This is a genomic window from Limosilactobacillus pulli (genome assembly GCF_947381555.1).
GTDB classification, from domain to species: Bacteria; Bacillota; Bacilli; order Lactobacillales; family Lactobacillaceae; genus Limosilactobacillus; species Limosilactobacillus pulli.
Genome location: NZ_CANCWQ010000029.1, coordinates 1 through 20822, shown reverse-complemented (window position 1 = coordinate 20822; position 20822 = coordinate 1). Strand labels below are relative to the sequence as shown.

Sequence of the window (20822 nt, the reverse complement as noted above, 5' to 3'; positions counted from 1 at the left end):
ATTTTTGATTAAATCAAAAATCATAGTTCGCATTTTCTTAGTTAGAAGCTAGAAAATAATAGTTAATTCCCAGCCTCGTCCTTTTTATTGCCATCATGTTTTCACATCTTTTTTTAATTTTTCTCTTGATTTTGTCATAATAGGGTGCTATCCTACAAACAATCAATTATTACAAAAGACGTTGATCGAGAACGAGGGCACGAACCGGTAGCAGAGAGCTGGTGGGTGGTGCGAACCAGCAGATGGACCGTGCGCTTCAATCACTCGGGAGTCGTATGTCGAACGAAGAATCAAGTAGAGCGTACTGGTAGCACCCATTATCGTGCCGGCTAATTGCCGTTTACGGACGGCAGTTGGTTAAGGCGGTTTAATAGCCGTAAAGAAAGGTGGTACCACGCTCAGAGCGTCCTTTTCAGTTCCTACTTATAGGAGCCGGGAAGGACGCTCTTTTTATTTCTTCGTCAATCTTAAAGGTGGTGATGGTCATGACAGACAGCGACATTAGCAACATTCAAATCCAATCAGGAAAACATTATCAAAACAATAATTCTTAGTCGTAGTTAACGATTAGCCTGTTTACACAGGCAAAAGGTAACGGCGGCTAAGTCACAAGGAGGAAATTACAATGACTGAACAACACGTTACCTTAAACCAACAACAAGAAGCATTTGCCCAGGCCCTCGCAAAGGCCTACCAAAGTAAGGAACCCCTCCGGATGGCTGACTGGCAGGGCGTCGTAACCGATGACGATACCGCCTATGCCGTCCAGGACCGCTTCGTCGCCCTCAAGAAACTCCCGACCGGCGGCTACAAGGTTTCCTTAACCTCCAAACAGACCCAGGACATGTTTGATTCTGACAGTCCCCTCTACGGGCAGCAAGTCGACTCCCACTTCCTGCCGGCCCCGGCCCACTTATCCTTAAAAGAACAGACAATGGCTCCCCTGCTCGAAGTCGAACTTGGCTTCCGGGCCACTGAAGATCTGCTGGCAACCGATAGTTTGGATGACCTCCTCCACAAGACCACGGTATGCGGAACCGTCGAATTGCCGGACAGCCGCTTTGCCGACTGGTTCCCCGACCTCGACAAGTTCAGCGTGATGAGTGACTGCGCGGTCGGCGGATTCGTCGTTTACGGCGAGGAGCGCCCAAGTGCTGAGGTTTTTCCAACCGTTGCGGACGCCGCCAACGTCAACGTGACCCTCTACCACGATGGCAAGGAAGAAGCCACCGGCAGCTCCAGCGAGGTCCTCGGGAACCCGTTCGAATCCCTCGCCTGGCTGGTTAAGAAACTCGCCGCCCAGGGAAAGGTTTTCCGGGCCGGACAATTAGTTTCCTCCGGGACCTTCCTCCTGCCGCCGCACCTGACTGCAGGCAAGTGGGAAGCAAAGTTTGACCACGGTTTCGGTAACGTCACGGTTAACGTCGTCGACTAATTAAGCGCACATACGAAAGGAAGTTTTATTATGACAAGAAAAGTAGCAGTAGTTGGAATGGGCCACGTTGGCGCCACAGTTGCACATTACCTCGTCGCCGGTGGTTTCGCCGATGATTTAGCACTTTACGACACAAATGAAGCCAAGGTCCAGGCCGATGCCCTCGACCTTCGTGACGCCATGGCAAACCTGCCCTTCCACACCAATCTAACGGTAAACGACGACTCTCAACTGGCAGACTGTGACGTGGTCGTCTCCGCCCTCGGTAAATCTAAGTTAGTCGACACCCCCGACCACGACCGCTTTGCCGAATTTAAATTCACCCGCACCCAAGTGCCGTTGGTCGCCAAGAAGCTGGTCGATAATGGTTTCCACGGCAAACTGGTCGATGTCACAAACCCCTGTGACGTCATCACTTCGATGTACCAAAAATTAACTGGCCTGCCAAAGGAGCACGTCATGGGAACTGGGACCCTGCTGGACTCTGCTCGGATGCGGGCCCGGGTCGGAGAAGCCCTCAAAGTCGACTCCCGCTCGGTCGACGGCTTTAACCTCGGTGAACACGGGAATTCCCAGTTCACTGCCTGGTCCACCGTCCGGGTTCTCGGCAAGCCCCTGCTAGAGCTGGTCAAGGAACGGGACTTAGACCTCGCCGACTTAGAAGAACGGGCCCGCCAAGGCGGCTACCTGGTTTATCAGGGAAAGAAGTACACCAACTACGGGGTGGCAACCGCTGCGGTCCGTTTAACCAACGCCCTCCTCAGTGACTCACGAACCATTATGCCGGTTTCCAACTACCGGGCCGAATACGGCACCTACCTTTCCTACCCGGCAGTGGTCGGCCGCGACGGGGTCGTCGAGCAATTGCAACTCGACTTAACCGCGGAAGAGCAGGAAAAGCTCGCCACCTCCGCCAAGTACATCAAGGAACGTTTGCAGGCGGAAGAAGAACGGGCGGCCCAGGCAGAATAAACGCTTGACACTTTAGTGAAGTATGACCAACCATGAAGCATAGATTAGAACATTTTTTGGCTTGCAAAATTAAAACTCTAATGATACTCTAATAAACATCGAGTACACGAAAGGAGAAAGATCAATGTTAATGTTAGTATTTGCTAATCAATTGCAGCAATCTTCCTCCTCAGCCTCTAGCTCTATTCGAGGCTGAGTGGTTTTAGTGTACCTAAAATAGAACGGTCTAATAAATTACCGGGTTCACTTAATCATTTGGCAATTTCCAGATGGTTACGGGTGGACCCGGTTTTATTATGCCGATTTTGAATTGGAGGAATGGTGATGAATAATCAACCAACAGAAGAACTAAAACGGTCGTTAGGTTTTTGGTCGGCAATTTCGATTGTCGTGGGGACAATTATTGGTTCAGGAATTTTCTTCAAGCAGGGTTCTGGCCTTGATAGTGCCGGTTCGTCAACTCTCGCCATTGCTGCCTGGGTATTCGGGGGAATTATTACCCTAACTGGTGGGTTAACCATCGCCGAAATTGGGGCGCAAATGCCATACACCGGTGGCCTTTACGTCTATATTGAAAATCTCTACGACCGGATTCTCGGTTTCCTTGCCGGCTGGATGCAGATAATCATCTACGGCCCCGCAATCATCGCTTCGGTTGCCGGGTTTATGAGTATCTTAATGGCCAACTTCTTTGGTCTTGGCACCGCGTGGCGGATTCCACTGGCCGTCATCACTGTTCTGGCAATCGGTGTGATGAACCTTTTCGAAAACAAGGTTGGGGCAATCTTTGCCATCATTACAACGACGGGGAAAATGATCCCGATCGCAGCAATCATTATCTTTGGTCTCCTCTTTGGTAACCAGCACTCCTTCGGTCAAACCGTTACCGAAGTTCAACACGCTACTGGGGGCTTCGGTGTCGCCGTCTTAGCAACCCTCTTCGGTTACGACGGTTGGATCCTAATCGCTAACCTTGGTGGTGAGATGAAGAACCCGCAAAAGCTGCTACCAAGGGCAATCATCTTGGGAATTACCGCTGTCCTAATAATCTACACGTTAATTACTATCGGAATCCTCAAGTTCCTGCCGGCGAACTTAATCCACCGTCTGGGTGAAAATGCCACTGCCTATCTAGCAACTAAAGCCTTTGGCGCGATTGGTGGCAAACTTCTCTCGGCCGGAATTATCATCTCGATGATGGGAACCCTGAACGGAAAAATGATTACCTTCCCACGGATTGTTTACGCAATGGCACGCCGGGGCGACCTGCCATTCTCGCGTTTTCTATCGTTTGTTACGCCCAAGGGGAAGTCGCCCGTCATTGCCACATTGTTCATTGTGGCCCTCGCAACGGTGATGATGTTCTTCTTCGATCCTGACCACCTCTCGGATCTCTGTGTCTTCACTGTTTACTGCTTCTACCTGTTAGCATTTTTTGGGATCTTTATTCTAAGAAAGAAAAATAAGGAGAACCGTCCCTTCAGCACCCCTCTTTACCCGCTTGTCCCAATCATTGCGATTGCCGGTGGAATCTTCGTCCTGGTCAGCGAACTGTTCAACGATCCGGCCGGTGTCCTGCTCTTCATCGGAATCGTCATCGTTGGCCTTCCCATCTTCTACGCTGTTAAACGAATGGATGCCAAGCGGATGTAAAAAAGTGCCTTTACTGCGCGCTGAAAGACGAACGCCGTAAATCTGCTGCCTGCCAGCCGATTTGCGGTGTTTTTTAATCACTTCTTCGTAAATGCCGAACATTAAACGACGATTTTTAAAATAACGATTGATTTTTAACTATTTTCATTGTATTATCAAGTCAAATCTAAACGATATTTGAAATTTAATTTGTATTGTTCGTATTTAGGAGGTTATCATGCACTGGTTTGCAGATATTATGGCGGCGCTCGGCGTTGTCCTTAACGGGATTCCCCAGGGGATTATGGCGATGGGCCTTGGCTTTGCCGTTTTTCCCACCACGTTTTCATTTCTCTTAGTCTCTGGGATTAACCTTGCTTTTAATTCCGTCGCCCCGGTTTCGTTCCAGGCCGAGTCGCTCGCGTTGACCGGCAATCTGGGGAAAAACACCCGCGAGTATACCTCGATCATTTTTGGTGGCTCGATCATCATGCTGATTATCGGGCTCACCGGGACGCTGACCAGGATCGTGCAGGTGTTTGGCAACCATATCATCACCGCCATGATGGCCGGCGTCGGCATCATGCTAGCGAAAATCGCCCTCAACATGAGCAAGGGCCACGGCTGGACCGGCTGGGTTTCCATTGCGGTAGCCGTCATGACCTACTTGCTTTCCAAGGACCTGGTCTGGACAATTTGCCTGTCCGTCATTCTATCAAGCCTCTTTGCGGTCTTCGTTGAACACTACCAAAACGAGTTGCCCCAGAACGTCACTGTCCGCCGTTTCATTTTCACCAAGCCGCTCTTCAACCTGCGAATTCTGCGGGGAGCACTAGGCCTGGCCTGCTTAAATCTCGGAGCTAACCTCTCATACGGGTTGATTACCGGGCAAATGACCGGGATTAAGCCCAACCCCGTCAACCTGAACCTCTTGACCTCCTCCCAAGCCCTGGCCGACATGGGAACCAGCCTGCTCGGCGGTGCCCCGGTCGAAACAATCATCTCCGCGACGGCGAGCGCCCCAGAACCAGTGATTGCCGGAGTCTTAATGATGCTGATCATGGCCGTGATCCTGTTCGTCGGCTGGCTGCCCAAGATTGGGAAGTACGTCCCCAGCAGCTCCATCGCCGGCTTTTTGCTGGTCCTCGGCCTCTTTGTGACTTTTCCGGAAAATGCCGCCACCGCCCTGGCCGGCAAGGAACAGCTGACTGCCGCGACCACGCTGGTGATTACCGCTCTCGTCGATCCCTTCACCGGTTTACTGGCCGGTGGAGCAATGAAGTTTGTCCTGCCACTGCTTGGTCTTTAATTTAAGGAGGCTCACCGTGACTAACTATTACCAACTAAAACTCGGTCCCCTGAAGCGCAGACTGCCAATTATCCCCATCAGTGCGGACACGGCCATCGCTTCGTTTGTCCTCCTCGGAGATGACGAATTGTCCCTCACCGCCGCTGACATGCTTAGACCTCAGCTGCCAGCACAGTTTGACTACATCGTGACAGTGGAAAGTAAGGGCATTCCCTTCGCCCACGACCTCAGCCTCGCCACACGACACCCCCGTTCCTTCGTTATCCGCAAATCGATCAAGGGCTACATGCGCGAACCGCTAGAGCAGGACGTTAATTCAATTACGACTAAGCAGAAGCAGGAATTGGTTCTCGACGGTCAGGACGCCCAGCTGCTTCAAGGAAAGAAAGTTCTGCTCGTTGACGACGTGATTAGCACCGGCAGCTCCATTCACTCAGCTGCTACCCTGCTAGAAAAGGCTGGTAGCCACGTTGTCGGCAAGGTCGCTATCCTCGCTGAGGGGGACGCCGCCAAGCGCGACGACATCATTTTTCTTGCTAAGCTGCCGCTGTTCAAACCCGACGGTACTATCAAGGCCTAAGTATTTCCAAGCAGAATTGTGAGTGGGAAATAGCCTTCTCGACAGGGCGTATGGCTAACCTAGAACGATAGTTGGCACGGGCTGGCTAGCGTTCGTAGTTAGATACAAGCCTTGTGGTTATTTCGCACGTTATCTTTATAATAGTTAAGAACTAGCAAGAGGCTGGTGAGAAAACCATCGTTTTCTCCCAGCCTCATTTTTATTAATAAAAAATAGTTTTTAAAGTTTTATATAATGGCTAAATTCTTATTTTACTTTAGTTTTTTTGAAATGAGTTGACTTTGAATCTAAAAATGTTAAATTCTTAGTCATAAATTAAAAGATTAAAAAAAAGTGAGAAAGGTCGTGCGTATTATGACACGAAAAGTTGGTGTTATTGGTTCAGGAAATGTTGGCTCTACACTGGCCAACAATATGTTGGTGGCGGGAACGGCGGATACGCTGGTATTGATTGATACCAACGAATTGAAGCTGAATTCTGATGCGACTGATTTTGAGGATGCGGCAGCTAACCTGCCAACCCATACTACGGTGGTACGCAACGACTATGCAGCGCTGGCTGATGCCGATGTCGTCGTAATCGCGGTCGGTAGCATTGGCGTTCAAAATGATGATGCCAAGCATGATCGTTTCGTTGAATTAAAGGTTACCAGCAAGGCGGCCAAAGAAGTCGGCACCAAATTAAAAGAAGTCGGCTTCCATGGCGTGCTGGTTTCGATCAGTAATCCTTGTGACGTGATTGTGGCACTGTTCCAAAAATACACTGGGCTGCCAAAGACGCAGGTTATCGGTACCGGAACGCTGCTTGATACCTCTCGGATGAAGAAAGTCGTTGGTCAGAAGTTTGATGTCGATCCCCGCTCGGTATCCGGCTACAACCTTGGTGAACACGGCAATTCCCAATTCTCCGCATGGTCACAGGTTCGCGTAATGGGTCATCCTGTCGTCGAATTGGCCAAGGACCGTGATGACGTTGATCTGGACCAACTGGCAGAAGACGTTCGGGCAGGCGGCTACGTTGTCTTCCATGGCAAGAAGCATACCAACTTTGGGATTGCTGCTGCGGCTTTGCGTCTGGTTACGGCCGTATTGAACGATGCACATGCCGAACTGCCGGTTTCCAATTTCCGTGAAGAATACGGTACTTACGTTGGCTACCCAGCTATCATTGGTCGTCAAGGTTTGGTTCGCCAGCTGCAGCTTGATCTGACCGATGAAGAAAAAGAAAAGCTGGCAGCTTCTGCCAAATACGTTAAGGACCGTTTTGACGATGTATCAGTTAAGCTAGACAACGAATAAAAACCAACCAAAAAAGGATGTGTCAGATAGGCACATCCTTTTTTGCGTCCAACAGACTGAGCAATTGTTTTCACAACTAGTCGGCGCTAACGTATTTAGACATTTCCTGACTGCTGCTTTCAAACGCACTTTGGCCATTCAAAGCTCTAAAGATGGCTCGTTCGACTGCCGTATTGCTGGTGGTATTTGCAATAGCAAATGGTCGTTCATAGCGCTTGGCATGATGAGTCGTCAGCTGACTGATGCGATGGTGGATCTTATCGATGCAGACAACTACCAGATCAGCATCCTTAACAGCCTTTTTCAGCTTGCTGCTGGAGACTTTTTCTTCCATTGAGGCATCCAAACCATAAAAGACGCCATGGTGCTTGGCAATAACCGGCTTAAGGTCTTGAACCTTGCTGCGCATACCGGTAACGACCAGGACGTGCTTTTGCTTGAGGTCATAGTCGAGCTTGTCGGTGTAATCATGACGCTGGTTGGTGACTTTTTTAGGCTTTTGCAGCTTGCGTGGCGTCTTGGTGGTGTCAAACTCATGCTCACTATGAATCCAGCGAATCTCGCCAGCTTTGGCATCACGCATCCCGTTGCCATGGTCATAATAGGCAAAGTCGATAATCATGCCAGGCTTGAGATTGCGGCTAGCATACTTGTAAGGGTCGATTACGATTGTATTGGCATGCGACTCATCCAGAATCGAATTACCCTTAAGCGTTTTTTTGATCTGGAGCACGTCTGATCCAGCAACGGGTTCCAAGGTGGCATATTCGATGACCTTGGTTGGCGTGGTGCTGATTGCCAGATGATCATTGGTAACACGATTGATAGCTGGCAATTTGCCATGGATCAAGCGTTGGCGATCCAGCTGCACGACGTCGCCATCATTGATTGGAAATGGCAGCTTGTGCAAAATACTTTCAGAATAGAAGCGATGATTGATTTCGGCCCCACTTAATAGACGATGAACCGGGTAGCAGTTGTCACGGGCCAAAAGTTCGACTTCAGAAAGTTCAGGTGGCACATTGTCAGCTGCTGTGTTATTTTCAGCTTCTTGATTGGCCAGAGCTTTTCTTAAGTAGGCCTGATTATCGCTAACTTTAGGCGCTTGAGGATCCTGGGTCTTGCTGATTGTCGCATTGGCGGCCTGATCACGTTGTGGACGTTCGCTTGCGTCGGCTTTCGGCGTTTGGGAAAGATGATTGAGCGTGATCTTGGGGGTGTTGACGCCACGGCGAATCTTATAGCCAGGCTTGGCAGATTGACTGGCAGGGCGCGACGATTTTTGGTCTGCGGGCTGCAATTGATTGAGCAGATCAACGATGATCGTTAGACTGCGCTGAGTCTGCAGCAGACTCTCCGGATCACCGGTGGTATGGTTTAAAAGTTCGATTAATTCATGACGATAATCATAGACCATAACAAAATTCCTCTTTTCTAAAGATTGACTGCTTCCATCTTAGCAAAGCCAAGCGGACATGTCAGTTGTCAAGCCTGAACTTATTTGGATTTATGGCTAAGCGATGGCTGTCAAATCAGTTAAAGGGATGCTGAAACCAAAAAGCGGTTCGGTTTTGTTGGCGAAGCGCTTATTTGACTGCTGAATCGGTTATAATAAAGACAAAATCATAAAGGAAGTTAGTTATGGCTAAGCGCAATATTAAAATTTTTTCGCATAACGATCTGGACGGCTTTGGGGCGCCAGTATTGGTCAAGACGGTCCAAGACGTTATGTTTCCCGATGCCGAGTTTGATCTGACCAGTATCGGCGCCGGCAGAATCGACAGTGAGCTGGACTACTGGTTCAAAAGTCCCGCAACTGCCACGACAACGGATGTCTGGATTATGGATATGACGCCAGACAGCGAGCATACGATGCAGGAGCTCAATCAGCAGTTTGCCAATCACTGGTTGGTTTTTGACCACCATGAAACTGAAGCGGCATTGCGGCAAAAGTTTGCGGCCAATACGATCAAGCCAGCTGATGCCAAAATCAATCCCAGCGCAACCAGTTTGGTATGGGACTGGCTTCAAACGCTGCCGAACTTTGACAAGTTAAGCCAAGAGCGACAGCAGCAGTTAGCGGAACTGGTGGAACTGATTCGTGCCTATGATACGTGGGATTGGCAAAATGATCCTGATATGAGCGAAAAAGAGCGCCAAGCAGCCGATAATTTCAATCAGTTGTTCTGGTTTTATCCACTTGAGTATTCCGAAAAATTTGTTCAAAGCGTTTTTGACAAGGGCTGGACAACGTATCGGCAAGACAACGACCTGTTGATTCAAACCTTAAATGATCGACGTGCTAAGTATTTGAAGTCGCACTTAAAAGACGTGGTTAAGGTAACGGCAGATGGTCATCAATTTGGAATCGTCTATGCCAGCGACTATAAATCGGAAATCGCGCATGAATTACTGACACAGCAGCCAGCTTTAGATGCCGTGCTGGTAATTAGTCCTAAGAGTGTTTCTTTACGCAGCAATGGCAAAATTGACGTGGCAAAATTTGCGGAAACCTATTATCAAGGCGGTGGCCATGCTGATGCAGCTGGTGGACGATTGGACATCAATCCGATTCGCTTGGGTGAGCAGGCGGTTGCTGATGAACTTGAGCAGATGACAAGCGTCAAAAAAGAAGAAAAAGCAGAAACCGAAAGCACACTGGCAGATAATCTCGATCCAGACATGGCAGCAAAGCTAGCAGCCTTATTCGGCAAAAAGGAAGACTAAAAAATCGGGTTCGTCAATTGGCGAATCCGATTTTATTTTGGCAATTCTGCTACGCTGCCGCGCTCAATCAGCTTGAATGGCACCAGTTCAGAAGGAGCGTTACCAAGCAGGTCTAAGACGCTGTTAACGCCGATTTGATAAAAGTCCTGGGTAACACTGGTCAGCTGCGGATCTGTAATCTCGCAAAGAAAAGTACCATCAATGCTGACGATGGAAAGATCTTGCGGAATCTTGATCCCCATTTGCGCAGCTTGACGCATGATTCCCATTGCGACCAGGTCACTGGCAGCCACTACCGCGCTCAGTTTAAGGTCTGGCCATTGCTGCATGATGGTTTGGCCAGCCTCGTAGCTGTAGTCGCCATATCGAATCCAATCCTGTTCAATTGGCAGATGGTGTTCATACATGGCTTTTTGATAGCCGGCGCGGCGTTGGAGACCAGTATGTGAATGATTAATGCCAAAAAGACCAATGCGGCGGTGGCCCTTTTGGATTAAGTATTCGACACTTTGAGCCGCCAGCTCGGTATTGTCTGAGCTGATAAACTGTAATGGCAATTCATATGAATAATTGGAAACCAGGCGGACTGGAATCTGTGAATCCTGCAGCATTTTAAGGCTTTTGAGATCAATCTCGCTGCCAACCAGCAAAATGCCGGCACGAGGGCCTGCAGTAGCGTCCTTGATGGCTTGATGGAGCAGCTTTTCATTATGATCACCGGCATAAAGAATAATGATGTGATGATCATGGGCAAGAGCGGTCTGCTGCATACCATCCAAAATACCGGTCGAAAAATTGGTTGGAGTGTTATTAACGATTACGGCAATCGTGTCACTGGAACGCATGGCTAATTCAGCCGCCACACTGTTTTTTCGATAGTCTAATTTGGCAGCAGCATCCCAGACTCGTTGGGCAGTTTGGGGAGTATAGGTGTTGGCTTTTTTGGCCATTACTCGCGAAACCGTAGCAATTGAAACACCGGCTTGACGGGCAACGTCTTTGATGGTGGGCTTATTGGCGACCATGGCAACCAGCCTTCTTTCGTAATTTAATTTATATATTCATTATAGCATGCAGATGTTTTCTATAAACGCTTACCGAAACTTCTAAATCCTTGTTGTAAACGTTTACGCTGAGTGGTAGGATAGCCGTAGATTATCAGGCAAAGGAAGTCGAACCATGAGCAGTAAACTAAAAGATTTTCAATTTAACCAACAATCGCTGCAGCTGAACTATGAGCAAGGCAAGCTTGAGTTGACCGTACTGACGCCAGGCATTGTGCATGTCTTCCAGGATCACGGTCGCTCCAGAAATTCATATGCAATCGAAGGCAATAAGCAACAAAAAACCAAGGTAAACGTATTCGATAAGGGTGATCATGTAGAACTGGAAACGGCACAGCTTTTGATCAAGGCCTATGATGATGAGAAGCTGGACGTTTATGACTCACTAGGCAATCCGCTGATTATCGACTATCGCGGATCACGTCAGCCACTTGCAAGCGATTTAGATGCTGAGCACCGGAAGACGGTTTTGGCGGAGGGACACTCGGTTGCTGATGAGCTTCACCATGAGTCACATTATTATGAAGTCGTTAAAACGCTGGCCGCTGATGAGCAGTTTTATGGTTTGGGTGATAAGACAGGCTTTTTGAACAAGCGCGGCTATGACTATGACAATTGGAACAGCGACGTCCCCCAAGTGCATACTGAAGCGACGACTAAGCTCTATAAGTCGATTCCAGTAGTTTATGGATTAAAGAATGGGCATCCATATGGCATGTTTTTTGATAATACCTATCAAAGTCATTTTGACCTGGGCAAGGAAAGTGAGCATTATTACTTCTATTCGGCAATTGATGGCAATCTTGACTATTACATTCTCGGCGGGCACAGTCTAAAAGAAGTCGTAGCCAACTATACCTATTTGACCGGTCGCGTTCCAATGCCGCAAAAATGGATGCTGGGATACCAACAGTCACGTTGGGGATACAGTATCAGCCAAGAGCGAGTTGAGGAATTAGCCGAAAAGTTTGAAGAGTACGAGCTGCCAATCGATGTGATTCATCTGGATATCGACTATATGCACGGCTATCGCGACTTTACTTGGGATACCAAAAAATATCAGCATCCTAAAGAATTTGTCGAACAGATGCGTAAGCGTGGAATTCGCTTGATGCCGATTCTTGATGCTGGGGTCAAAGAGGATCCAGACTATGATCTTTATCAAGAAGGTCTTGAACAAGGATATTTTGTTAAGAATCCGGATGGTACGGTTTATGTCAATGCAGTCTGGCCAGGCAAATCGGTCTTTCCTGACTTTGGTCGGCCTGAGGTTAGAGCATGGTGGGCCAAACACGTTAAGTTCTTTACCGATCTAGGTACCTGCGGAATCTGGAACGATATGAACGAGCCTGCATCATTTAACGGACCACTGCCGGAAAATCTAGAGTTTCATGATGAAGAGCAGATTAGCGACCATCGCCGAATGCATAATGTTTATGGTCATAATATGGCTAAGGCAGCTTATGAGGGGTTAAAAGCTGAAACCGGACGGCGACCATATGTCATTACGCGTGCTTGTTACGCAGGAACGCAAAAATACTCTACTGTTTGGACGGGTGACAATCAGAGTCTTTGGAGCCATCTACAGCTGTCAATTCCTCAGCTGACCAATTTAGGATTGAGTGGCTTTGCGTTTGCGGGAACTGATATTGGTGGTTTTCAAGCAGATGCGACCGGTGAGCTGTTGATACGGTGGCTGGAGTCAGCGCTATTCGTACCACTGTTCCGTAATCATGCCGCATTGGGGACACGCTATCAAGAACCGTGGGCATTTGATAAACAGACGCTTAACATCTACCGTAAGTACTTGAATCTAAGATACCGCTTGATTCCGTTTTTGTATGATCAATTCCGCCATGAGACTCAAGCCGGGCTGCCGGTTATGCAACCTTTGGTATTGAATTATGATCATGATCCACAGGCTCGCAGTATCAACGATGAATATATGGTTGGCACCAGTATTTTGGTTGCACCGGTCGTTACGCCACAGACGACAAAACGCCTGGTCTACTTGCCAGCGGGTGAATGGATTGATTTTTGGAATCATGCATCTTATGCCGGTCGGCAGACTATCGTTGTCGATGCACCAATCGATAAATTGCCATTGTTTATCAAAGCCAATACGATCTTGCCATGGGGATGCAAAACCATGCATGTCAGCGATAAACCTGATCAGATTATGACGTTTAGAGTCTACGGTGAATGTGGCTCATATATGCACTATCAAGACAATGGGCTAGACTTTGCCTATCAGGATGGTGAATATAACGAATACTACGTCGAGGTTGATGAAAATGGTCAGGCATTAGTTGAGCTGACCAAACATGGCTATGGTCCCAACTATCAAAAGATTTGCGTTGAAACGGCTGATCAGCGCCTTGAATTTAACTATGATGAAAAATCTGGCAGCTATCGGCAAAGGTAAAATAAAGAGGTTGGGAAAAAACTAATTTTTCTGACAAAATAAAACAACTTTAATAATAGAAATGGCTGAAGATCAACGTTTTAAGTCACGCAATCTTCAGCCATTTTTCTGTTTTGAGACTTTATTCCCAGCCTCTTTCTACCCTAAGTCAAGTGTTATCAGCGATTTTAGATCTTTAATAGATCAGCTGGTTGATGAAGCAAAAACTCACTATCCATGATTTTTTCTGGATTGGCAGCACCGTATAAGGCAGCCGCAAATTTAACACCGGCTGCATGCGCGGCTTTTTCGTCATTGATTGTGTCACCAACGTAGATGGCGGTTTCTGGAGTAGCATGCATTTGATCTAATGCTGCCAAAACCGGTTCTGGGTCAGGTTTATGGCGATCGGTATCATTTGAGGTGATAACAATGTCAAACAAGTTGGCAAAAGTAAATAGATTGGCAAAATGATTGTCATACTCGTCACGCAGCTTGGAAGTGGCAATTGCTATCTGAGTGTCGGGACGTTGGGATAGTTTTAAAAGCGTTTCTGGAATTCCTTCAAACACTCTAACGCGATCTTCTCTTTGATAAGCCAGTTTGAACCATTCCTGCTGCATTTGGCGACGCAATTTTTCATCGGCGACGCCAGCAATCTTTAAAGCGTCCAAACCGGTAATGCCAAATAAATCATGCTTTTTCTGTTCTACTTCGGCAGGATCTGTATGAAAGCCGTACTTCTCTAAAATTTCAATCATTGCCGGCATGTACATGTCAATTGTATTGATCAGGGTACCATCAATGTCGAAAATGTAGTTTTTAATCATCAAAAATAAAATCCTCCTGTATGTGGACCATACCTCAACGCCTTAATTGTACCGCAAATCTCTTTATGAAAATATTGAAAAATGCGCTACCTGGCTTTGCCAAGGTAACGCGAGAGAAGCTCTATTATAAAAGTTCTATTTGTTAACGCCAACGATGCCGAAACCGCCGTCCCAGCCGATTTTTTCACTGGCTGCCAGGGTCAGCTGCAAAAAGCCAAGTGATTCCAGCTCACGAGCCCGCTTGAGCTTACCAGCATCCAATACTCGCAAAGCACTGTCTGCTAAGGCTGCCTTAAAGGTTTCCTTGGCATCTTCATCGTCGCCAACGACCAGAGCCGTTGTTGGCAGATCACCAATTTTGCCGCTTTGAAGCGTAGCTGCGAAAGTAGTGTGTACCGTACTTGCCGGCAGCAGTTTCTGCAGTTGTTGCGCTGCTGAGCTGTCAGCTGGCACTACCAGTTCGTCAAAAGTTTCAAAATTCAATGGGTTAGTGATATCAACGACAATTTTACCAGCCAGCTTGGTTTGGTACTGCTTGGCAAGTGCTGCCAATGCTGGATATGGAACGGCCATAACTACGATGTCGCCGAGGCGTTCGGCAGTGTCTTTTGAGCCGTAGTATTGAACATCATTGCCAGCATCGGCAAAGTTTTTACCGATTGCTTGTCCCATATTGCCTTTACCGAAAATTGTGATTTACATTTTTTGTCCTCCTGGTTCTAAAAGCTGTTTTCTTATATCATTGTAGATTTTAATAAGAATAAACCTTACTTTTAGTAAGTTCCGACTTTTAAGTTTGCTACGCACCAATTGGTAAGAATTGTGAAATCCTTTAAATAAAGGAGAAATTAAATTTGACGAAAAAATTAGCTCAAGATGGCAGCTGTCCAGTCGCGACCACGCTTTCACTGTTGAATAGTCAGTGGAAGATTCTGATTATGCGAGAACTGCTGATTCATTCAAGCGAAAGATATAGTGAGCTGCAGCGCAACGTTGTTGGTATCAGTCAAAAGATGCTGACACAAAGCCTTCACGAGATGACGGTAGATGGAATCGTACAAAGGCAAGTCTTTCCCGAAGTACCGCCACACGTTGAATACAGCTTGACCAGCCTTGGACAAAGCATGGATCCGATCTTAAAAGCAATTCATAGTTGGGGAAATCAGTATCTGGCCAGTCATCCCGAAAAAATAAGACGAATGAACAGCCGGAAACCGATTTTGCGCAAAAGCAACCATAATCAAACAAAAATGCCCTGCTTAAATTTTAGGCAGAGCGTTTTGCTTATTTAGTCAACCACCATCGGCTAAAGTCGATGGCTTGTGAGCAGACACCCCGATATTGAGTGTCTGAACCACAATTTGCATAGATACGGACGATTTACTCAAACAGCCACAGTTGCTTGAGCAGTGATCATCTAATTACCAATGCCTTTTACATTCCCAGGTTGCCATAGGAATGATATATCAATAGTTGTTAGATAGTCAGTCTTATAATGCTGTAATACTCACTTTGGTTCTCAGCGAGGCAGTTACTAAGTTAATTACTATCTATAAGGATTAGATCATAGCAGGCCTATCCATCCCATGACTAAAGTCACGGGATTTCCGGCTAGGCATAATTAAAAGTATCAGATTCGACTTCACGAATAAAATCAGCCAAATGCTTGTAGTAGACGTCAGGGTTGTCGATCATGTGGTGATGACCCCCATTTGGCGTAGTAACCAGTTTGGCGTTTGGAATTTCTTTTTCCATGGTCTTGGCAGTATCCAAAGGCATGGTTTCGTGTTCCCCGAACGTCAGCAGGGTTGGTACCTTGATGTTCTTTAATTGGTCGCGGAAGTGCCAGTCTTTGAGCTTGCCAGTAATCACAAACTCGTTATCGCCCTGGAAGGCGTTGTAAACAGCCGTGCCGCCAAGATCCTTGACGTGGTAAAGCTTGGATGGCTGCTTGCGGTCGACAAAGTTTTCGTTAAGGACCTGCACGTCGGCTTGATAGCGATCGTTATCATAGTCGTTGTTCTTTTCGCATTCCTTCATAAAGGCAACTTCTTCAGCGGGCAAGACGTCTTCTCTAACTTTGTTGACATGGGCAACGTATTCGTCGATTTCGTCAACCATCGAGGAGATGATGGCGCCCTTCAAGTGTTGACCGTATTTAACGGCGTATTCTTGAACCAGCAGTCCGCCCCAGCTTTGACCAATCAAGTAGAAATTATCGATTCCCAACTTTTGCCGTACTTCTTCGACTTCATCCAAAAAGTATTCGTAAGTCAGGTATTTGTCGGCAATCTTAGGATCAGAATAGTCTGGCTGATCAGAATACAAAGAGCCTAATTGGTCATACATGTGAACTTGAACGTTAAGTCCCTGCTTCTTTAATTGATCGGCAGCATCTTCCCAATATTCATGATTGCCGCCAGGACCACCATGCAGCGCCAGCAGATGAATGTCGCCTTCGCCTTGCGTATTGGTCCATAAATGATAATCGTTATCAAGGGTTAAAATCGTTGTACCTTGTTTCAAAATCGTCAACTCCCATTCTCTCAGATATAAACGCTAAATTAATAGTTTAAAGACTATTTTACGTTTTTTATTAGATAACGTAAACCAAAAACACTGCCACCTTGGCAAATGTGACAGAAAATCTATCATAATTTTTCAAAATCAGGTAAAAACAGTGCCGAATTTTCAGTCATGATTTGATAATTAATTTTTTCGTTGCCACGCAGAGTCATTTCATAGTCGGTACCGCAGATTACCAACCGTAGCTGATGTCCCTTCAGCAGTCGATGGAAAACGGGCTGCAGCGATAAAGTGAGATCCACGAATTCATTCGGGTAGAGTGGCTCAGTGACGGCGGAATCGTGGGGGTTTTGCAGATTGATATGACCATAGGAGATCACTTTGTAAGGCGTGGGCTCATTTTGCAGCTTGAATTCGCGTAGATCATCATATTTCCAGTGATAGCCCAGTGAAAGCCCATTACGGCTCAATAAGACGGGATTCTCAGTCAGACGCTTGGCCGATCCCTGGTCGATCAAAAAGACAGAGAGCAGGCCATGATCATTGTCACAAGCCGCTCTTAGTCTTACGGTTGGCGTGCCGCGCAACAGATAGTCATCAGTTAGCGGCGCGGTCAGATAGCTGAGACTGAAGCGATTCTTCTCGCTTAGCAGAGCCTTTTTCCAATGAGCGGGATGAGCGCACCAATCCTGGTAGATCTCTGTCTGCCATTGATAATCGATAAAGTCGCGAGTTGGCGTTACCAATGGCTCTTTTTCACTCAGCTTTTGGTGAGCATTGAGATAGAATTTGGCACTGTGATCTTCATCCCAATTTTGATAGGCCGTCCAGGTTTCTGGTGTGGCATTGTCTTGAACCAATACGGCCGGCAGCAGATCATCGGCATGATTGTCGATTTTCCAAAGCTTGTTGGAAAGCCAGAGATTCACCATGTCGGTAAAGTCCAGCGAGCGAAAGGCATTGATATAGATGTGCTGGCCTTGATGCAGGATCAGCTTGCTGTTGGCTGCATTTTTCTTCAGACCTTCATAAAGGGCTTTGACGTTGCTTGGCTTAACGTTGTCATCATTAAGCCCATGAACCGTCATAACGCTGGCTTTGATTTGATCGATCCGTTTGCGATAATTGCGGCGATCCCAAAAATCATTGTAGTTGCCGGTTTTTCGATCCATTGCCAGATTCATCTGGGCCAGATAGCGATTATTGATTTTCTCAACCCGCCGATAGTCGCCAGGCCGCTTGGTACGGCTAAAGCATTCGGCTGCCAGCGTATCGGCATCTTCACCTTGAAAACCACCGGCTGCTCTGACCAGGCCATTTTCACGGTAATAGTCATACCAGCTTGAAATGGCGGCTTCACTAATGATAGCTTTAAGTCCCTTCACACCAGTCGTGGCAACGGCTGTTGAAAGTGTCCCCAGATAAGAACGGCCGGTCATTGCTACATTGCCGTTACACCAATCTGCTTTGACGGCCAGACCGCTGGTGCGATCAGAAAAAGCCGTGCGATCGCCGTGCAGCCATTCAACTACGGCCTGCATTGATTCAACCTGTTCAGGCGAGCCGCATGTCTGCAGGCCATCAGAATCTCTAGTCCCAATTCCGGCACAATAGACGGAAGCAAAGCCGCGGGGCGCCAGATAGTCGTTTAACGTGTAGGCCGGCGTCTGACTAAAGGTTTCAGTGGCTTTTGTCGTGCCTTGGATTACTTGATGACGTGGGTGAAGATTAAAACCAGGTTCTATAGGCGCTGCTTGACCGGGTTCTTTATGGCTCAAAGTTTGATTAACGTTATGGGTTGCTTTTACGCCCCATTCATCATTGGTTCCCTGATTATAGGGGCTGGCGGTAAAGACGGCAGGCACCTTCAAGCCTTGATTGGATTCAGCAGGCCGCATGATTTCAACTTTTACCAAATCGGCTTGATCATCGAAATCAGTATCAACATCGGTTTCAACATAGACAACCTCATAGATGAATTCGTGCGGATCAAAAACGGCGAGTGACTTGCCGTTAAAAAAGAGCGGTTTTTGGTCAGCGGGCAGCGCTTGAGCCCATTTCAGCAAGCCTTGAGCCGTGAGTGTATCCAAGAGTGTCTGGCCATTTTTGGTATGCGTATTTAAAAGATCATAAAAAGCAGCAATCACGTCTTCGGTAGTCCATTGTTCAAAATGATGATGTAAAAGCTGCATTTGATCCATCCCAGCTAATGGATCAGTAATTGCAAAATCAATTGCCGGCTCAAATTCTAACAGCTGCAGGCCGACAAGATAGAAAGCCTGGTCATTGAGCGACTGACCACTTGCCAGCCAGTCATTCAAATTGAGCTCAGGCGTTGCCAAAATGTCTTGGCGCCAACGCTTTAATGCCGGTTCAGAAATGCAGCTGCAGTTGATTCTGTCTAGCAGCGTCTGCCACATTTGGTTGGGCTTAAGCTTACTGCTCTCGTTTTCTTTTAGAAGCTGGATAGCCTGGAGCTCTTGGCATTGCTGTTCAAAAGGCAGACTCATCATGGCAAATTGATTGTTTTTCATTGGCAGAACCTCCCCAAATTACGCTAAGCGCTGATGCTTATTAATTAGTGAATATTTTATAACATTCTCACGTTTTCTGGGATGCGGCTCAGCAATTATTTAACATTAGCTGAATAATCAATAGCTTGGATGGCCAGGATTTTGCGAGCATGGCAGATCGAAATGGCAATGATTAAGATGATGGCCAGAATTGCCGTGGCTTCCCAGCGCTGATGTAATTTTTTAAATTATATTTGATTGGGATTAATTTAGTAATTTATGTGCAGAAGTTCATTAACAGCTGCAAACGCTTTGTTTTTATTTTTGCAAGTTAAAAAACAAGGAAATACATGACATCTACAAAGACAATTGTTTGTGATTTTTTATACAAATTAATTGATCAAGCGCTTTCTTTAATGATAAGATGAACCTATCACATATTTGGTTTGTATAATTGGAGGTAATGATATGTCTGAAGAAAAGCGTGTTGCTGTCGTTACTGGTGGAGACCGTGGGATTGGCCGCGGCATTACAGACCAGCTGCTTAAGGATGGCTATTATGTCGTAATCGCCAACCGCAATGAAGAAGCCGGTAAGAAAGCTGTTGAAGAATTGAACGCTCAAGGGTACGAAGGCAAAGTCGTATCCGTAGCCGGTGACGCATCCAAGAAGGAAAGCCACGAACGTTTCGTTAAGGCTGCCGTCGATAACTTCGGCCGTTTAGACACGTACGTAAACAATGCCGGAATTGCTCAGATCAAGTTGCTCAAGGATGAAACCGAAGCTGACATGGACGAGATTTTCCACGTCAACGTCTACTCAGTGCTGTTCGGAATGCAGGCCGCTGCTGCGCAATTCCGCAAGCAGGACGATGGCGATAAGATCCGCAAGATTATCAATGCCTCCAGTATCGCCGGCCACATTGCCTTTGACATGCTTGGCGCCTACTCCGCATCCAAGTTTGCCATTCGGGGCTTGACGCAGGCTGCTGCCAAGGAACTTGGTCGTGAGCACATTACGGTCAACGCCTACTGCCCAGGCATCGTTGGCACTGACATGTGGGACTACATCGATGAAAAGATGGTTGAAGCATGGGGCGGCAACAAAGGGGACTACCTTAAAAAGTACTCTGGCTCCATCACGCTGGGCCGGGTTGAAACGCCGGCTGACGTGGCCAACTATGTATCCTGGCTGGCATCGACCAAGTCTGACTACATGACTGGTCAAGCCGTTCAAATCGATGGCGGGATTCAATTTATCTAATTCCAGCCTTTTCAAACTGAATATTTAAAGTAAAAGCCGCGCTCCTCACTAGGACACGGTTTTTTGCATGTTCAATTTTTTCTCTCCCTAAAATAAAATTCTTACCGAAAAATTACTCATTTATAATCAGCTTTTATAGGACAACTCGTCTTGAATGAAAAGTTATAAAAATAATAAAAATTTTTAAAAACGGCAGATTGCAAGAAATAACTTGAACAAATCTATTGGCGCAGATTAAGCAAAAAGATCTCAATTGGTGAATGCCAGT

General features: G+C 47.0%; 16 protein-coding genes. 10 read left to right on the top strand and 6 right to left on the bottom strand.

Annotated features, from left to right (window positions below; genetic code table 11):
- Positions 1 to 625: 625 nt before the first annotated feature.
- The 6 genes from QOS03_RS07700 (at position 626) to QOS03_RS07675 (ending at position 7227) form a co-directional block, all read left to right on the top strand.
- On the top strand, positions 626 to 1435 hold the full coding sequence (locus tag QOS03_RS07700; protein ID WP_191364017.1) for a 2-keto-4-pentenoate hydratase: 810 nt from the start codon (positions 626 to 628) through the stop codon (positions 1433 to 1435).
- Positions 1436 to 1465: 30 nt separating this feature from the next.
- Positions 1466 to 2407, top strand: coding sequence for an L-lactate dehydrogenase (locus QOS03_RS07695; RefSeq protein WP_194177073.1), 942 nt, complete (start codon positions 1466 to 1468; stop codon positions 2405 to 2407).
- Positions 2408 to 2731: 324 nt separating this feature from the next.
- Positions 2732 to 4060, top strand: coding sequence for an APC family permease (locus QOS03_RS07690; RefSeq protein ID WP_283575983.1), 1329 nt, complete (start codon positions 2732 to 2734; stop codon positions 4058 to 4060).
- Between the two features lie 217 nt (positions 4061 to 4277).
- The gene (locus tag QOS03_RS07685) at positions 4278 to 5348 is read left to right on the top strand and encodes an NCS2 family permease (protein ID WP_283575982.1); all 1071 of its coding nucleotides are present in this window, start codon (positions 4278 to 4280) and stop codon (positions 5346 to 5348) included.
- A gap of 16 nt (positions 5349 to 5364) precedes the next feature.
- Entirely contained in the window at positions 5365 to 5928 is a 564-nt protein-coding gene (locus QOS03_RS07680; protein WP_062814045.1) for a phosphoribosyltransferase family protein, read from the top strand.
- A gap of 354 nt (positions 5929 to 6282) precedes the next feature.
- Positions 6283 to 7227: an L-lactate dehydrogenase gene (locus QOS03_RS07675; protein WP_283575981.1), complete on the top strand. Its 945-nt coding sequence runs from the start codon at positions 6283 to 6285 to the stop codon at positions 7225 to 7227.
- 76 nt (positions 7228 to 7303) lie between these two features.
- Here the strand turns inward: QOS03_RS07675 and QOS03_RS07670 are convergent, their stop codons facing one another.
- A complete protein-coding gene (locus QOS03_RS07670) occupies positions 7304 to 8644 on the bottom strand; it encodes a DUF2325 domain-containing protein (protein ID WP_283575980.1) in 1341 nt (446 codons plus the stop codon).
- A 224-nt stretch (positions 8645 to 8868) separates the two neighbouring features.
- Between QOS03_RS07670 and QOS03_RS07665 the strand changes: the two genes are divergently transcribed.
- A complete protein-coding gene (locus tag QOS03_RS07665; RefSeq protein WP_283575979.1) occupies positions 8869 to 9954 on the top strand; it encodes a DHHA1 domain-containing protein in 1086 nt (361 codons plus the stop codon).
- 32 nt (positions 9955 to 9986) lie between these two features.
- On the opposite strand, the gene QOS03_RS07660 is transcribed toward QOS03_RS07665, so the two are convergent.
- Complete coding sequence (locus tag QOS03_RS07660; protein WP_283575978.1) at positions 9987 to 10979, bottom strand: LacI family DNA-binding transcriptional regulator; 993 nt, start codon at positions 10977 to 10979, stop codon at positions 9987 to 9989.
- Between the two features lie 154 nt (positions 10980 to 11133).
- On the opposite strand from QOS03_RS07660, the gene QOS03_RS07655 reads away from it, so the two are divergent.
- On the top strand, positions 11134 to 13443 hold the full coding sequence (locus QOS03_RS07655) for a glycoside hydrolase family 31 protein (RefSeq protein WP_283575977.1): 2310 nt from the start codon (positions 11134 to 11136) through the stop codon (positions 13441 to 13443).
- 167 nt (positions 13444 to 13610) lie between these two features.
- Here the strand turns inward: QOS03_RS07655 and QOS03_RS07650 are convergent, their stop codons facing one another.
- Complete coding sequence (locus QOS03_RS07650; RefSeq protein WP_283575976.1) at positions 13611 to 14252, bottom strand: HAD family hydrolase; 642 nt, start codon at positions 14250 to 14252, stop codon at positions 13611 to 13613.
- Positions 14253 to 14387: 135 nt separating this feature from the next.
- The gene (locus QOS03_RS07645) at positions 14388 to 14924 is read right to left on the bottom strand and encodes an NADPH-dependent F420 reductase (RefSeq protein ID WP_283575975.1); all 537 of its coding nucleotides are present in this window, start codon (positions 14922 to 14924) and stop codon (positions 14388 to 14390) included.
- Between the two features lie 182 nt (positions 14925 to 15106).
- Between QOS03_RS07645 and QOS03_RS07640 the strand changes: the two genes are divergently transcribed.
- Positions 15107 to 15544: a winged helix-turn-helix transcriptional regulator gene (locus QOS03_RS07640; protein ID WP_326520891.1), complete on the top strand. Its 438-nt coding sequence runs from the start codon at positions 15107 to 15109 to the stop codon at positions 15542 to 15544.
- A 319-nt stretch (positions 15545 to 15863) separates the two neighbouring features.
- Here the strand turns inward: QOS03_RS07640 and QOS03_RS07635 are convergent, their stop codons facing one another.
- Both QOS03_RS07635 and QOS03_RS07630 read right to left on the bottom strand, forming a co-directional pair.
- Positions 15864 to 16778, bottom strand: a complete 915-nt coding sequence (locus tag QOS03_RS07635) for a proline-specific peptidase family protein (RefSeq protein WP_283575974.1) — start codon at positions 16776 to 16778, stop codon at positions 15864 to 15866.
- 125 nt (positions 16779 to 16903) lie between these two features.
- Positions 16904 to 19312 (bottom strand): Xaa-Pro dipeptidyl-peptidase, encoded by a 2409-nt coding sequence (locus QOS03_RS07630; protein WP_283575973.1) that lies wholly within the window; start codon positions 19310 to 19312, stop codon positions 16904 to 16906.
- Positions 19313 to 19759: 447 nt separating this feature from the next.
- Between QOS03_RS07630 and QOS03_RS07625 the strand changes: the two genes are divergently transcribed.
- Entirely contained in the window at positions 19760 to 20554 is a 795-nt protein-coding gene (locus QOS03_RS07625; RefSeq protein ID WP_272208885.1) for an acetoin reductase, read from the top strand.
- Positions 20555 to 20822: the final 268 nt, after the last annotated feature.

Coding starts and splice junctions, on each gene's coding strand:
- QOS03_RS07700 (WP_191364017.1), top strand. CDS start 626: ATGACTGAACAACACGTTACCTTAAACCAACAACAAGAAGCATTTGCC.
- QOS03_RS07695 (WP_194177073.1), top strand. CDS start 1,466: ATGACAAGAAAAGTAGCAGTAGTTGGAATGGGCCACGTTGGCGCCACA.
- QOS03_RS07690 (WP_283575983.1), top strand. CDS start 2,732: ATGAATAATCAACCAACAGAAGAACTAAAACGGTCGTTAGGTTTTTGG.
- QOS03_RS07685 (WP_283575982.1), top strand. CDS start 4,278: ATGCACTGGTTTGCAGATATTATGGCGGCGCTCGGCGTTGTCCTTAAC.
- QOS03_RS07675 (WP_283575981.1), top strand. CDS start 6,283: ATGACACGAAAAGTTGGTGTTATTGGTTCAGGAAATGTTGGCTCTACA.
- QOS03_RS07670 (WP_283575980.1), bottom strand. CDS start 8,644: ATGGTCTATGATTATCGTCATGAATTAATCGAACTTTTAAACCATACC.
- QOS03_RS07665 (WP_283575979.1), top strand. CDS start 8,869: ATGGCTAAGCGCAATATTAAAATTTTTTCGCATAACGATCTGGACGGC.
- QOS03_RS07660 (WP_283575978.1), bottom strand. CDS start 10,979: ATGGTCGCCAATAAGCCCACCATCAAAGACGTTGCCCGTCAAGCCGGT.
- QOS03_RS07655 (WP_283575977.1), top strand. CDS start 11,134: ATGAGCAGTAAACTAAAAGATTTTCAATTTAACCAACAATCGCTGCAG.
- QOS03_RS07650 (WP_283575976.1), bottom strand. CDS start 14,252: ATGATTAAAAACTACATTTTCGACATTGATGGTACCCTGATCAATACA.
- QOS03_RS07645 (WP_283575975.1), bottom strand. CDS start 14,924: ATGGGACAAGCAATCGGTAAAAACTTTGCCGATGCTGGCAATGATGTT.
- QOS03_RS07630 (WP_283575973.1), bottom strand. CDS start 19,312: ATGAAAAACAATCAATTTGCCATGATGAGTCTGCCTTTTGAACAGCAA.
- QOS03_RS07625 (WP_272208885.1), top strand. CDS start 19,760: ATGTCTGAAGAAAAGCGTGTTGCTGTCGTTACTGGTGGAGACCGTGGG.